12 protein-coding genes are annotated in these 14,661 nt (G+C 63.3%); 7 read left to right on the top strand and 5 right to left on the bottom strand.

Annotated elements, in window-relative coordinates; all coding sequences use genetic code 11:
• Window positions 1–76 precede the first annotated feature (76 nt).
• From gyrB to AC0KW6_RS09815, 4 genes are all read left to right on the top strand, one after another.
• Window positions 77–2,494 (top strand): DNA topoisomerase (ATP-hydrolyzing) subunit B, encoded by a 2,418-nt coding sequence (gyrB, locus tag AC0KW6_RS09830; RefSeq protein ID WP_474034815.1) that lies wholly within the window; start codon window positions 77–79, stop codon window positions 2,492–2,494.
• Between the two features lie 914 nt (window positions 2,495–3,408).
• Window positions 3,409–3,726: a hypothetical protein gene (locus tag AC0KW6_RS09825; RefSeq protein ID WP_474034814.1), complete on the top strand. Its 318-nt coding sequence runs from the start codon at window positions 3,409–3,411 to the stop codon at window positions 3,724–3,726.
• 6 nt (window positions 3,727–3,732) lie between these two features.
• Window positions 3,733–4,017 carry a nitrate reductase cytochrome c-type subunit gene (locus tag AC0KW6_RS09820; RefSeq protein ID WP_474034854.1) on the top strand — a complete coding sequence of 95 codons (285 nt, stop codon included), beginning with the start codon at window positions 3,733–3,735 and terminating at the stop codon, window positions 4,015–4,017.
• 75 nt (window positions 4,018–4,092) lie between these two features.
• Entirely contained in the window at window positions 4,093–4,302 is a 210-nt protein-coding gene (locus tag AC0KW6_RS09815; protein ID WP_323775507.1) for a NapC/NirT family cytochrome c, read from the top strand.
• On the opposite strand, the gene trhO is transcribed toward AC0KW6_RS09815, so the two are convergent.
• A complete protein-coding gene (trhO, locus tag AC0KW6_RS09810) occupies window positions 4,278–5,189 on the bottom strand; it encodes an oxygen-dependent tRNA uridine(34) hydroxylase TrhO (RefSeq protein WP_474034813.1) in 912 nt (303 codons plus the stop codon). The genes AC0KW6_RS09815 and trhO overlap by 25 nt on opposite strands.
• A gap of 179 nt (window positions 5,190–5,368) precedes the next feature.
• On the opposite strand from trhO, the gene pncA reads away from it, so the two are divergent.
• The 3 genes from pncA (at window position 5,369) to pncB (ending at window position 9,657) form a co-directional block, all read left to right on the top strand.
• Window positions 5,369–5,965, top strand: a complete 597-nt coding sequence (gene pncA / locus AC0KW6_RS09805) for a bifunctional nicotinamidase/pyrazinamidase (RefSeq protein WP_474034812.1) — start codon at window positions 5,369–5,371, stop codon at window positions 5,963–5,965.
• 72 nt (window positions 5,966–6,037) lie between these two features.
• Window positions 6,038–8,305, top strand: coding sequence for a PAS domain-containing hybrid sensor histidine kinase/response regulator (locus tag AC0KW6_RS09800; RefSeq protein WP_474034811.1), 2,268 nt, complete (start codon window positions 6,038–6,040; stop codon window positions 8,303–8,305).
• Window positions 8,306–8,367: 62 nt separating this feature from the next.
• A complete protein-coding gene (gene pncB, locus AC0KW6_RS09795; protein ID WP_474034810.1) occupies window positions 8,368–9,657 on the top strand; it encodes a nicotinate phosphoribosyltransferase in 1,290 nt (429 codons plus the stop codon).
• Between the two features lie 120 nt (window positions 9,658–9,777).
• Here the strand turns inward: pncB and AC0KW6_RS09790 are convergent, their stop codons facing one another.
• Genes AC0KW6_RS09790 through AC0KW6_RS09775 form a run of 4 tightly spaced genes read right to left on the bottom strand, consistent with a single transcriptional unit; the run spans window position 9,778 to window position 14,585 of the window.
• Window positions 9,778–11,229 carry an aldehyde dehydrogenase family protein gene (locus AC0KW6_RS09790; protein WP_474034809.1) on the bottom strand — a complete coding sequence of 484 codons (1,452 nt, stop codon included), beginning with the start codon at window positions 11,227–11,229 and terminating at the stop codon, window positions 9,778–9,780.
• Entirely contained in the window at window positions 11,222–12,829 is a 1,608-nt protein-coding gene (locus AC0KW6_RS09785; RefSeq protein WP_474034808.1) for an ABC transporter ATP-binding protein, read from the bottom strand. Before AC0KW6_RS09785 ends, AC0KW6_RS09790 begins: the two co-directional genes overlap by 8 nt.
• Window positions 12,826–13,641, bottom strand: coding sequence for an ABC transporter permease (locus tag AC0KW6_RS09780; protein ID WP_323780315.1), 816 nt, complete (start codon window positions 13,639–13,641; stop codon window positions 12,826–12,828). The genes AC0KW6_RS09785 and AC0KW6_RS09780 overlap by 4 nt, the downstream gene beginning before the upstream one ends.
• A complete protein-coding gene (locus AC0KW6_RS09775) occupies window positions 13,638–14,585 on the bottom strand; it encodes an ABC transporter permease (RefSeq protein WP_474034807.1) in 948 nt (315 codons plus the stop codon). Before AC0KW6_RS09775 ends, AC0KW6_RS09780 begins: the two co-directional genes overlap by 4 nt.
• Between the last annotated feature and the right edge of the window lie 76 nt (window positions 14,586–14,661).

The following is a 14,661-nucleotide window of genomic DNA, read 5'->3' as shown; positions in this document are numbered from 1 at the left end:
GAAAAAAAAGGGCTTGCGCGTGACAATCCCGGCCAGGTTTCGTATAAAATCCCGAAGCAAAGACAGGAAGATGCGAATGTCCGGAAACGAGCAGGCCCCCGCAGAATATGGCGCGGATTCCATCAAGGTTCTCAAAGGGTTGGAGGCGGTTCGCAAACGCCCCGGCATGTATATCGGGGACACCGACGATGGCTCGGGCCTGCACCACATGGTCTATGAAGTCGTGGACAACGGCATCGACGAGGCGCTGGCGGGCCACGCCGACCACGTGACGGTGAAAATCCACGCCGATTCCAGCGTCTCTGTCAGCGACAACGGCCGCGGCATTCCGGTCGGCATCCACGAGGAGGAAGGCGTCTCGGCGGCCGAGGTCATCATGACCCAGCTGCATGCCGGCGGCAAGTTCGACAGCAACTCCTACAAGGTCTCGGGCGGTCTGCACGGCGTGGGTGTTTCGGTGGTGAACGCACTCTCCGATTGGCTGGAACTGCGCATCTGGCGCGACGGCAAGGAGCATATCGCCCGGTTTGAACGCGGCGAGACCGCCAAACATCTGGAAGTGGTCGGCGATTGCGGCGACCGGACCGGCACCGAGGTGCGTTTCCTGGCCTCGACTGACACGTTTTCGAACCTGGACTACATCTTCGAGACGCTGGAAAAGCGCCTGCGGGAACTGGCCTTCCTGAACTCCGGCGTGCGGATCATCCTGATTGACGAGCGCCCGGCCGAGCGGCTGGAGATTGAGCTGTTCTATGAGGGCGGGGTCAAGGAATTCGTCAAATATCTGGACCGCCACAAGACTCCGGTGATGGAAACCCCGGTTTACATCATCGGCGAACGGGACGAGATTGTCGTCGAGATCGCCATGTGGTGGAATGACAGCTATCATGAAACGGTGCTGCCCTTCACCAACAACATCCCGCAGCGCGATGGCGGCACCCATGTGGCGGGCTTCCGCGGCGCGCTGACCCGGACCATCAACAATTACGCGCAGACCTCGGGCATCGCAAAGAAGGAAAAAGTCAGCTTCACCGGCGACGACGCCCGCGAAGGGCTGACTTGCGTGCTGTCGGTGAAAGTGCCGGATCCGAAATTCTCCAGCCAGACCAAGGACAAACTGGTGTCGTCCGAGGTGCGCCCGGTGGTCGAAAGCCTGGTCGGGGAAAAACTGTCAGAGTGGTTTGAGGAAAACCCCGGCCAGGCCAAGCAGATCGTCGGCAAGATCGTCGAGGCCGCGCTGGCCCGCGAGGCCGCCCGCAAAGCCCGCGAACTGACCCGCCGTAAGACCGCGATGGATGTGAATTATCTGGCCGGCAAGCTGAAAGACTGTTCCGAGAAAGACCCCTCCAAGACCGAAGTCTTCCTCGTCGAGGGGGATTCGGCCGGCGGCTCGGCCCAGACCGGCCGGGACCGGCAGACGCAGGCGATCCTGCCGCTGAAAGGCAAGATCCTGAACGTGGAGCGCGCCCGCTTTGACCGGATGCTGGGCAGTCAGGAGATCGGCAACCTGGTGATGGCGCTGGGCACCGGCATCGGCCGCGACGAGTTCAATATCGAAAAACTGCGCTACCACAAGATTGTCATCATGACCGATGCGGACGTCGACGGCGCCCATATCCGCACCCTGCTGCTGACCTTCTTCTACCGGCAGATGCCGGAGCTGATCGAAGGCGGCTACCTCTATATTGCGCAGCCGCCGCTCTATAAGGTCAGCCGCGGCAAATCCGAGGTCTATCTGAAGGATCAGGCCGCTATGGATGACTACCTGGTCAACCAGGGGGTCGAGGGCGCGGTGCTCAAGCTGGGAACGGGCGAAGAGCTGACCGGCCAGGATCTGAAACGCGTGGTTGACGAGGCGCGCCAGCTGAAACGGGTTCTGGATGCCTTCCCGACCCATTACCCGCGCCACATTCTGGAGCAGGCCGCCGTGGCAGGCGCCTTTGTCCCCGGTGCGGTGGATTCCGATCTGCAGGGCGTCGCCGATAAGGTTGCGGCGCGGCTGGACGCCATTGCGCTGGAATATGAGCGCGGCTGGCAGGGCCGGATCACCCAGGATCACGGCATCCGCCTGGCCCGCATCCTGCGCGGCGTCGAGGAAGTGCGCACCCTGGACGGGCCGATGCTGCGCTCCGGCGAGGCGCGCAAGACCGGCAGCTTCACCCAAAGCCTGCAGGAAGTCTACGGCACCACTGCCCAGCTGCACCGCCGCGACCGCAGTCAGATTATCCACGGGCCGCTGGAGCTTCTGAAAGCGATCCTGGAGGAAGGCGAAAAGGGTCTTTCGCTTCAGCGCTACAAAGGTCTCGGCGAAATGAACCCGGACCAGCTGTGGGAAACTACACTGGATCCTGATGCCCGCACCCTGCTGCAGGTGCGGATCGACGATATGGTCGAGGCGGATGACCTGTTCACCAAACTGATGGGCGATGTCGTCGAACCCCGCCGCGAGTTTATCCAGAAGAACGCGCTCAGCGTCGAAAACCTGGATTTCTGATCGGTTGTAGGGAAGCGGATATTTCTTCGCGGCGCGCATAGTTTTTCGCGCTGCGAGAGACCCAAAATCTAAAATAATTGTTTATTATAAGTAGATTGTAGAAAAAATGCTCTCCAGCACCGTGTCGGGCAGGATTACCCCGCGTCAGTGTTTTAGTTAGGTCTTGGAACTTCGTGCTTGCGCCCTGATTATTCTCAATTTTGCCATTGCCCATGAAGGGCAACGGAAGACGGTTCCAGCAAAACTCCAACGCTCGATGCGGGGGGAGAGAGAGGACAACGAAAACGGCGGAGAGCAGATGGGGTGGACGACTCCCGCTCCCGGCGTAGCAATGCGCCATAAAGCAGGTGTCAGAATCTGCGATAGAGAGGAGTCAGCCCATGAAAGTTTCCACCGCGGTTTGGATTTGGCCAAGTCCATCTTTCATGTGCACGGTGTCACGGAGGACGGAGACACTGCGTTCAACCGCGGGCTCAGGTGTTGACATTCTTTCAGCGTATTGAGCCGTGGCTTGTAGGCTTGTATGTTACCGCTTCGACCGCGAGTATGCAGTGCTGCGGTCGAACAGCACCATTGGCGGTGACTTCTGGAGGCTCCAGGGCAATGGCGCGGAGTGGTGAAAAAAAATTGCGCGCAAAGTAAGCGCAAGTCATTGCCCGGTAACACCACAGACGAAAAAATAAGCGGACACCTACAGACGCTTCGCTTGAGATCTGCGGTGCATTGCTACCTGCTGAATTTTGAGTTGTTGTGCCCCGATGCCCATCATTTATGGGGCCAACCACCATCAGCACGGGTATTTCCCTGTGAACAGCGTTCTCGGCTTCTCTCGCTGTCGCTGCTGTAATTTTTAACTGCCGAGGGCCACATTGAGCCTCGTTGCCACGGTGGCCGCAGTCGGTGGGTAACTACGTTTGCCGGAAGAAAACACCTGGCGTTCGGCTGGGTGGATTACGGGATTACTCTACGCGCCAAGGCAGCGCTCAGACATGGTGGTGGACAAGCCCGAACACGGCGCAACCGCCGAAAAGATCTGGAAACTTCCTGCAGGCACCGTTCCCGGCTGGGCCGGCTCCCATGCGGTGAATCAGAGCCGCGCTCCGAAGGACGGCAAAATCCACTGCTGCTGGGGGCAGGTGAACAACAATATGCAGGCCGCCCCCAACATGATACAGGAAGGGCCGCCGGGTTCCCGCAATCCCGACAACTTCATCGTGGTGCCGAATGCTTAGCCGCCGCTGATCCCGCACAAGACCGACAACTACAAGGTCGATCGCAACTCCAACAAATGCCTGACCTGCCACAGCCGCACCACGGGGGAGGACAGCCATACGCCGATGATCCCGGTCACCCATTTCATGAACCGCAAGGGCCGGACACTCGGCGCGGTCAGCCCGCGGCGCTATTTCTGCACCCAGTGCCATGTGGTGCAGACCAATGCGCGGCCGCTGGTCGAAAATGAGTTTGTCGATGTCGACAAGCTGCTGGACTACGTGCATTCGAAACAGGACGGGGCTGACTGATGTAGAGTTTCATCAAACGCGCCTGGTGGATCATCACCCGCCAGTCCAAGCGCGGCAGATGCCCATGAGCGGTTCCTGTTCACCGGTGAAAAGACCTGCATCAACTGCCACAAGGGCATCGCCCACCAGCTGCCTGGCATGGCCGCAGCCGAAGGCAAAGACCACGCAGGCGCGTGGCCGCCGCTGGCGGGGCGGGCAGCCGCACACCGCACGGCCGCGCCGGCGCGGCCGTTTCGAAGGGCTGATTTCGCGCCGCAGGCTTACAGCGGGATGCTGCCCAGATGATCCGCACCGCGCGCGCGGGCCAGCTTCATCTGCTTCTGCCGCTCGCGGAACCGTGCCTTGTCCTCGTCCGAGGTCCGATCGATGCACAGGTGGCAGGACACGCCCTGTTCAAACCCGGGGCGGGTCTTGTCTTCCGGCAGGATCGGGCGGCGGCAGCCGTGGCACAGCTCATGCGGGCCTTGCACCAGCCCGTGGCCGACCGACACCCGGTTGTCGAAGACAAAGCATTCGCCGTCCCAGGTGCTGTTCTCCGCCGGCACTTCCTCCAGATAGCGCAGGATGCCGCCCTTCAGGTGGTAGACATCCTCCACCCCTTGGCCCAGCAGGTAATTGGTCGATTTCTCGCAGCGGATGCCGCCGGTGCAGAACATGGCCACGCGTTTGTTATGAAAACGCGCCTTGTTTTCTTCCCACCAGGCCGGGAATTCGCGGAAGCTTTCGGTCTTGGGGTCGATCGCGCCCTGAAAGGTGCCGATCGACACTTCGTAATCGTTACGGGTATCGATCACCACAACGTCGTCCTGCTGGATCAGCGCGTTCCAGTCTTCCGGCTCGACGTAGTTGCCGACGCTGGCCCGCGGGTTCACGTCGGGCTGACCCATGGTCACGATCTCTTTCTTCAGCCGCACCTTCATCCTGCCGAACGGCGGCTCGGCGGCGGTGGCTTCTTTCCACTCCAGATCCGCACAGCCGGGCAGCGACCTGATATGCGCCAGCGCCGCATCGATTCCGGCCCGCGGGCCGGCAATGGTGCCATTGATCCCTTCCTGCGCCAGCAGCAGCGAGCCTTTGACGTCCTGAGCCTGGCACAGTTCCAAAAGCGCCGGGCGGATCGCGGCGGGATCGGGGAAACGGGTGAAGTGATAGAGGGCGGCAATCGTGTACATACCCCGGCCTTAGAACCATGGCGCGCGGTTTTCAAGAGAAAGAACCCCCTCCGCGGCGCCAATAAAATAAGGGCTTTGGATATATGTTTTCCGCGGCACCGGGCGGCCGTCGGCCAGCAGGAGTTCCCAAGACGCAGCTGTATCGCTACAAATTGTGCAAGCCAGCAAAGGAGTTGCCGATGACCGAGGCCCTGATCGTTGTCGATGTGCAGAATGATTTCTGCCCCGGAGGCGCACTGGCGGTACCCGGCGGGGATGAGGTAACGGCCCCCATCAATGCGATGATGGACCGGTTTGACGCGGTGATCCTGACCCAGGACTGGCACCCGGCGGGGCATTCCTCCTTTGCCTCGTCGCATCCGGGAAGGGCCCCGTTCGACACGGTGGAGATGCCCTATGGCCCACAGGTTCTGTGGCCGGATCACTGCGTGCAGGGCAGCAAGGGGTCGGAATTTCACCAGGATTTGCGCACCGGCGGCGACCTGATCATCCGCAAGGGCTTCCGGCCGGGAATCGACAGCTACTCGGGGTTCTTCGAGAACGACCAGACCACCCCGACCGGGCTGGAGGGGTACTTGCGCAGCCGTGGCATCACGGCGCTGACCCTGGCCGGGCTGGCCACAGATTTTTGCGTTGCCTTCACTGCCCTGGATGCGGCGCGGCTTGGCTTTTCCGTCACGGTTGAACTGGCGGCCTGCCGCGCCATCGATCTGGATGGATCGCTGCAGACAGCACTGGAGGGAATGGCGAGTGAAGGTGTGAACCTGCAGCCTTGAGGGGAGTGGAAAAATATTAACAAACGTGTTGCTATGCTGCCCGGGCACCCGGACAGACGCCAAGGCTGATTGATGGACACTTCGGACTGGGCCGGCAATGGACCGCTGGCCAACTTCAACAGGCGATACGGTTCGCTTGAGCTGCTGCTGCGCTATTGCCGCGGCCATGTCCGGGCGTTCCGGGCCCGTCTGCTGTTCATGACCTTTGCCTTCGCCGTTCTTGGCCTGGCCGTGCCGCCGGTTTACGCATTGCTGGCTTTTGCGCTTGCCGTTGCCGGGGATGTTGCCGACTGCCTCCTGCTGCGCCGGGCGGATCATCTGGTCCGCCGCGGGATGGGCGAGGGGGGGCTGCGGCGGCTGACAGCGCTGACCGCCTTTTTGCACGCCTTGGCGCTTGGCGCGGCGGCGTCGGTTCCGTTCTGGGGCGAAACGCAGGCACCGCTGTCGCACGCGCACTATGAACCGCTGTATACTATCTGCCTGCTGACCGGGATGGCGATCAATGCCGGGCTGGTGCTGCCGTATCACCCGCTTGCGGTCACTGCCAGACTTGTCACCTATGCTGTGCTGCCGGTTGTCTTTCTGGCAGTGGAGATCGTTGAAACCCCGGTCATGGCGCCAGTGTATTCGCTGCATCTGGCCGGGCTGCTTGCGCTTATTGCCTCGTTTATCTGGTTTCTGACCCATGTCATGCGCAATTTCAGCCGGAACCGCAGCGTCCTGCTGGCCCAGGCCCTCCAGCAGGAGGAACTGGAAGCCGCCTATGTCCGGCTTTCCGATCAGAAAATGGAGGCCAAGCGCCTGGCGCTGGTCGCCAAAAATGCCAATGACAGCGTGATGCTGATGGACCGCGACGGGCGCATCACCTGGGTGAACGACAGTTTCACCCGCATCTCCGGTTACAGCTTTGACGAGGCGCGGGGCCAGTTTCCCGGCGATCTGCTGAAATGCGATGAGACCGATCCTGCGACGGTCCAGCTGCTGCAAGACAGCCTGCGTCATGCGCGGCCTGTGCGGGTGGAGGTCCGCAACCGCTGCAAGGACGGGCGGCGGGTCTGGATCGAGACCAACCAGGTGCCGATGCTGAATGCGGCCGGCGATCTGGAAACCCAGATCGCGGTGGAGCGCGACATCACCGCGGCCAAGGAGCATGCTCAGCAATTGGAGCAGGCCCGTGCCGCTGCCGAGGAAGGCGCCCGCGCCAAGGCCGACTTCCTGGCCACGATGAGCCACGAAATCCGCACCCCGATGAACGGGGTGATCGGCATGGCGCAGCTGTTGCGCGAGAGCAGCCTGACCGAAGAGCAGGCCCTGTACGCCGACACCATCCTCAGTTCGGCGGATACCCTGCTGGCGCTGATCAATGATGTCCTCGATTTTTCGCAAATGGATGCCGGGGAGCTGAACCTCAGCCAGGTCAACTTTGATCCGCACGCCTGCTTTGAAGAAACGATCCGCCTGCTGCAGGCCCAGGCAGACGCCAAGGGGCTGGAGCTGGTTCTGAAAATCACGGGCCGCGTGCCCTGCCGGCTATGCGGGGATGACCGGCGGATCCGGCAGATTCTGATGAACCTCACCGGCAATGCGATCAAGTTCACGGAACAGGGCCGTGTGGTGGTGACGCTGGATGCCGAACCGGCGGCATCGGGGGCCGGCTACGATCTGGTGTTCTCGGTGGCAGATACCGGAATTGGCATCGCCGCAGAAAAGCTTGGCAAGGTGTTTGAGCGGTTTTCCCAGGCGGATGCCGCGATCAGCCGCCGCTTTGGCGGCACCGGGCTTGGGCTGGCCATTTCCCGCCGCTTGGCGGAAGCAATGGACGGCAGCATCGCGGCCGCGTCGGAACCGGGCCTGGGATCCTGTTTCACGGTGCGGCTGGGGTTGCAAACGCCTCTGGCGGAACCTGTAAAAACGCCCGCTGCACCGGCCTGTCCGGATGGGTCCGCGGCACTGGAGGGGCTGCGGGTTCTGGTGGCCGAGGACAACGCGGTGAACCGGGTGCTGATAGAAAAGTTCCTGCAATCCACCCCGGTGGCGCTGGCCTTTGCCAAGGATGGCCGCGAGGCCGTGGCGCGTTTTGAAGACTTTGCGCCGGATGTCATTCTGATGGATATGTCGATGCCGCAGATGGACGGGCTGGAAGCCACCCGGGCGATCCGTGCCGGGGCCCTGCCGCAGCCGGCCATCGTGGCCCTGACCGCCAACGCATTCGAGTCCGACCGCAAGGCCTGCCTGGATGCCGGCATGGATGACTTTATGAGCAAGCCGATCAGCCGGAGTGCGCTTCTGGACGTGCTGGGCCAGGTGGCCCAGCAGGCGCAAGCCCGCCGCGCGGGTTGATTTCCTTGCCCCTGCAGTCGGGCTAATCTATCAATCAGTGACCCTTATGATCGAGGCTGCCGGTGGATATTGCAACCCGCGTTTACAATCACAAATGGAAGATCGATCCGATCGTCCGGTCTCTGATTGATACCGACTTCTACAAGCTTCTGATGTGCCAGTCAGTGTTCCGCAACAAGCCGGACACCACGGTGACATTCTCGCTGATCAATCGCTCCGCCCATGTGCCGCTGGCCCGGCTGATCGACGAGGGCGAGCTGCGCGAGCAGCTGGATCACATCCGCTCGCTGTCGCTCAGCCGCGGCGAAAGCACCTGGCTGCGCGGCAATACGTTTTATGGCAAGCGGCAGATGTTCCGCCCCGATTTCATGGAATGGTTCGAGGGGCTGCGCCTGCCGCCCTACCATCTGGAACGGAAGGGCGACCAGTATGAGCTGACCTTCGAGGGCAAATGGCACGAGGTGATGCTGTGGGAAATCCCGGCGCTGGCAGTGCTGATGGAACTGCGCAGCCGTGCGGTGATCAACAGCATGGGCCGGTTTGAACTTCAGGTGCTCTATGCCCGCGCCATGACCAAGGTCTGGGAAAAAATCGAACGCCTGCGCGGCATCGGCGGGCTGACGATTGCCGATTTCGGCACCCGCCGCCGCCATTCCTTCCTGTGGCAGGACTGGTGCGTGCAGGCGATGCACGAGGGGCTGGGGGGCAAGTTCACCGGCACCTCCAACTGCCTGATCGCCATGCACCGCGAGGTGGAGGCGATCGGCACCAACGCGCATGAGCTGCCGATGGTCTATTCGGCACTGGCAGACAGCGACGCGGCGCTGGCCCGGGCGCCCTATGACGTGCTGTCCGACTGGCATGACGAGCACGAGGGCAACCTGCGCATCATCCTGCCGGATACCTATGGCACCCAAGGTTTCCTGGACCGCGCCCCGGACTGGCTGGCCGGCTGGACCGGCATCCGCATCGACAGCGGCGACCCGGCCAAAGGCGCGGAGGTGGCGATCAACTGGTGGCAGCAGCGGGGCGAGGATCCGGCGGACAAACGGGTGATTTTCTCGGATGGCCTCGATGTGCAGCAGATCGCCGACCTGCACGCCCGGTTTTGCTCCCGCACCAAGGTCTCCTTCGGCTGGGGGACGCTGCTGACCAATGATTTCCGCGGCCTTGTCCCCGGCGACGCGCTGGCGCCGTTCTCGCTGGTCTGCAAGGCGGTTGCCGCCAATGGCCGCCCCACGGTGAAACTCTCCGACAACCCGGAAAAAGCGATGGGACCGGCGGCAGAAATCGCGCGCTACAAGCGGGTGTTCGGCGTTGGCGATCAAGAGCGGCAGGCGGTAATCGTTTGATAAGACTTCGCCAGTCTTGCGGCGGGTTTCAGGCAAGGCGGTACAATTAGTGGCAGAACCTCTGCCCCAATGTTTCGCGCGCGAAACATTGGGTAATAGTTGCTGACCTGAATGCCGGCCCTAGCCGTGATGCGCCGCAACGGTTTTAAGCTGCGAAAATCCGTACAGCGCCTCAAACCCCTTTTCCCGCCCGTGGCCGGATTTTCCGACCCCGCCGAAAGGCAGTTCCACGCCGCCGCCGGCGCCGTAATTGTTGAGGAATACCTGCCCCGCGCGCAGGCGTTTCGCCAGCCGCATCTGCCGCGCACCGTCACGGGTCCAGACGCTGGCGACCAGCCCGTAATCGGTCGCGTTGGCGATCCGCAGCGCGTCTTCCTCCGTGTCAAAGGGGATCAGCACCTGAACCGGGCCAAAGATCTCCTCCCGTGCCAGCACATGGTCTTCCGGCACGTCGGCAAACAGGGTGGGGCGCACATAGGCGCCGGTCTTTGGCGCCTGCGGAACGATGCTGCCTTGCGCCGCCACCAGCAGGTCTGCGCCCTGCTCCAGATAACCCTCGACAATCTGCTTTTGCCGGGCAGAGATCAGCGGTCCTAGCCGCAAGTCCGCGACTGCCGGCCCCACGGTCAGCGCGCCATAGGCCGCTGCCATCCGCGCCTTCACCTCGTCATAGACCCCGCGCTGCACCAGAATGCGGGAGGAGGCCGAACAGGTCTGGCCCGCATTCTGAATGCCCGCGTTCACCAGAAATGGCAGCGCCGCATCCAGATCGGCATCGTCAAACACCAGCTGCGGGGATTTCCCGCCCAGTTCCAGCGTCACCGGAACCACATTGGCGCCCGCCGCCTGCTGCACCAGCGCCCCGGTCCTGACCGAGCCGGTAAAGGAGATGTGCTGCACAGCGGGATGCCCCGCCAGCGCTGCGCCGGCGTCCCGTCCCAGACCCGGCACCACATTCAGCGCCCCGGCGGGCAGCCCGGCCTCCATCGCGATATGAGCAAAAGCCAGCGCCGTGAGGCAGGCCTCTTCGGCGGGTTTCAGCACGCAGGCATTGCCCATCGCCAGCGCCGCCCCGACCGAACGTCCGATGATCTGCATCGGGTAATTCCAGGGCACGATATGGCCGGTCACCCCATGCGGCTCGCGCAGGGTATAAACGGTGTAGCCGTCGAGATAGGGAATGGTCTCCCCCGTCACCTTGTCCGCCGCGCCGCCGTAGAACTCGCAGTAGCGCGCCAATGCCACCGCATCGGCACGGGCCTGGGCCAGCGGCTTGCCCACATCCATCGCCTCCAGCGCGGCCAGCAGTTCCACCCGCTCCAGCACAAACCGGCCGATCCGGGTCAGGATGCGGCCCCGCTCCAAAGCGGTCATGCGGCCCCATTCACCGTCCAGCGCCGCCTCTGCCGCTTGTACGGCGGCGTTTATGTCGGCCTCTCCGCCCCGGGCAATCCGGCAGATTTCGCTGCCATCCGACGGGTTTGCCAGCGGCAGGGTCCCGCCGCTGGCGGCAGGCCGCCACTTCCCACCGATGAGGCAGTGTGCGGGATCAAACCAGAGAGGGTCAGACATGCTGCGGGCTCCTTTCGGTATCGGTCAGCTCCGGCAGCACCGGGGCTGCGGCAATCAGCTGCCGGGTATAGGGATGCTGCGGATTGGAGAACACATCCTCGGTCCTGCCTTGTTCGACGATCTCTCCCTGCTGCATCACCAGGCAGCGGTCGGTGATCGTCCGCACCACGCTCAGGTCGTGGCTGATGAACAGATAGGTGAGGCTGTAGGCCTCGCAAAGCTCCGCCAGCAGGTCGAGGATGCGGGCGCGGACTGAAACATCCAGCGCCGAGACAGCTTCGTCAAAGATGATCAGCTCCGGCCGTGTGATCAGCGCGCGGGCAATGGCGATGCGCTGGCGCTGGCCGCCGGAGAACTGGTGGATGTATTTGCCGCCATCTTCAGGCTTTAGCCCGACGGCGGAGAGGGTTTCGGAAATAAGCCCGGCGCGCGCCGCCCCGGTCGGCGGATCGGACAGCGCGTAAAAAGGTTCGGTGATCAGCCGCTCCACCTTATGGCGCGGGTTGAAGCTGCCATAGGGGTCCTGGAACACCACCTGCATCTTGCGCCGGACCGTTGGACCGGGGTGAGTCGCGACGAGTTCTCCATCAAGGCGAATCTCCCCGTCCTGCAATGGTTCCAGCCCCAGAATCGCCCGTGTCAGGGTCGATTTACCGCAGCCCGACTCACCCACCAGCCCCAGCCGCTCCCCCCGGTTCAGGGTGAAGGAGACATCGTTCACCGCCCGGAATGTGCCGGGCCTGGCAAACAGCGATTCGCGCGGGGTTTTGTAGTCGCGGACTGCATTCCTGACCTCCAGCAGCGGCGCCGGGGCAGGCGGGTCCGGCAGCGCCACCTGATGGTTTGAAGCGGCAAACAGCATCCGCGTGTAGGGATGGCGCATGTTGCGCAAAAGCCAGCTGGTGCGGCCGGTCTCCACCACCTCGCCGTGGCGCATGACGACGATCCGGTCGGCCAGATCCGCAACGACGGCCAGATCATGGGTGATGATCAGCAGCCCCATGCCATAGTCCTGCACAAGATCCTTCAGCAGGTCGAGGATCTGCGCCTGGGTGGTGACATCCAGCGCGGTGGTCGGCTCATCCGCAATCAGCAGCTTGGGGCGCAGGGCGATGGCCATGGCGATCACCACCCGCTGCCGCTGGCCGCCCGACAGTTCATGCGGATAGCGCGTGAGGGGGAACCGGTCCGCCGGCAGGCCCACCCGCTGCAGCACCTCGCGGGCGCGGGCTTCGGCCTGCGCGCGGGGCATCGCCTGGTGGATCAGAATCGTCTCCATCACCTGATCGCCGATGGTTTTGACCGGGTTCAGCGCGGTCATCGGCTCTTGGAACACCATGCCGATGGACTGGCCGCGGATGGCGCACATCTGCGTCTCGGACTGCTCCAGCAGCTGGGTTCCGTTCAGGGTGATGTAGCCCTTGGCGTGGACTGTTTCCGGCAGCAGCTGCATGATGGCCAGCGCGGTCATCGACTTGCCGGATCCGCTCTCGCCGGTGACGGCGACGGTTTCGCCCGGATCGACGTGGAAGCAGACGTCCTTCAGCACCTGAAAAGCGCCGATCCTGACCGACAGGCTGGTGATATCAAGCAAGGTCATGCGCGCGCCACCCGCAGCTTCGGGTCCAGCCAGTCGCGCAACCCGTCACCCAGCAGGTTAAGCCCCAGCACGGTGAGGATGATGGCAGTGCCTGGCACCAGCGCCAGATGCGGGGCAAAGCTGACCATGGTCTGCGCGTCCGCCAGCATCCGGCCCCAGCTGGGCGTGGGCGGCTGGGCGCCGAGGCCGACATAGCTGAGCCCCGCCTCCGCCAGGATGCCCAGCGAGAACTGGATGGTGCCCTGCACGATCAAAAGGTTCATCACATTGGGCAGGATGTGCTCGGCCGAGATTCGCGCGGCCCCCTTGCCGGCAACCCGCGCGGCGAGAATGAACTCGCGCTCCCACAGCGACAGCGCTGCGCCGCGGGTGATGCGGGCAAAGACGGGGATGTTGAAAATGCCGATGGCGATGATGGCGTTGACGGCACCGGCGCCAAGGACCGCGGTGATCAGGATGGCAATCACCAGCGAAGGGAAGGCAAAGACCAGATCATTGCCGCGCATGATCCCCTCATCCAGCCAGGTGCCCTTGCGCGCCGCAGCCGCAAGGCCCAGCGGCACACCGGCGCCCATGCCGATGCCGACAGCCACCAGCGCCACCGCGATGGAGGTGCGGGCGCCGACCATGATCATCGACATCAGGTCGCGGCCGAAATGATCGGTGCCCAGCCAGTGCTGCGCATTGGGCGGCTGCAGCTTGGCGGGGATGTTCATGGCTGCGTGGTCAAAGGGGGTCCACAGGAACGACACCAGCGCCGCCAGCAAAACCAGCGCCGACAGCGCGCCGCCAAGGATCAGGCCGCGGGTCATGTCCGGCTCCTCAGCCGCGGGTCCACCAGCGCATAGGCTAGATCGACCAGGAAATTCACCGTGATCACCGCAAAGACCAGCAGCATCACCACCGATTCCACCACGATCAGATCCCGCGCCGAAATCGCCTGGAACACCAGCCGCCCGAGGCCGGGCAGAAAAAACACCTGCTCGATGATGATGGCGCCCGCAAGCAGGAAGGAGAATTGCAGGCCGATGATGGTCAGCACCGGGATCAGCGCATTGCGGACCCCGTGCCGCCACAGGGCCTGGCGCCGGGTCAGCCCCTTGGCGCGGGCGGTGCGCATGAAGTCTTCGCCGAGAATGTCCAGGAGTGCAGAGCGCATCACCCGGGTCAGGATCGCCGCCTGCGGCAGCGCTAGCGCGATGGCGGGCAGGGTGAGCGCATGAAGACCCGCCCAAAGCCCGGCCTCCCAGCCCGGAAAGCCGCCGGCCCCGAACCAGCGCAGGTTGATGGCAAAGACCAGCACCAGCATCATCGCAAACCAGAAATTCGGCACCGCAACACCCAGCTGGGTGGCGCCCACCACCGCCATGCCGCCCGGCTTGCCGCGGCGGGCGGCGGCATAGATGCCGGCCGGAAAGGCGATCAGGGTGGACAGGGTCAGCGCATATAGCGCCAGCGGCAGCGACACCCACAGCCGGTCGGCGATCATCCCCGCAACCGGCGTGCGGTAGGTATAGGAGGTGCCGAAATCGCCGCCCAGCAGACCCGCGGCCCATGTCAGGTAACGGGCCGCCTTGCCCTGATCCAGCCCCAGCTCTGCCCGAAGGGCCGCAACCGTATCGGGCTGCGCATTGACCCCCAGCATAAAGGCCGCAGGATCGCCCGGCGCCACCTCCACCACAAGAAAGATCACCAGCGAGGCAACGGCCAGGCTGACGATCAGCGACAACAGGCGTTTCAGGGCATAACGCAGCATGGCCGCCACGTTAGGAGCGCAGCGCAGCGCGGTCCAGAGGAGATGCCGAGAGCAGAGCCAAAAAAGGAAATAACCT

The organism is Leisingera sp. SA215 (assembly GCF_055902035.1).
Note: the sequence above shows the minus strand (reverse complement) of the source record. Positions and strands in the feature narration are given on the sequence as shown.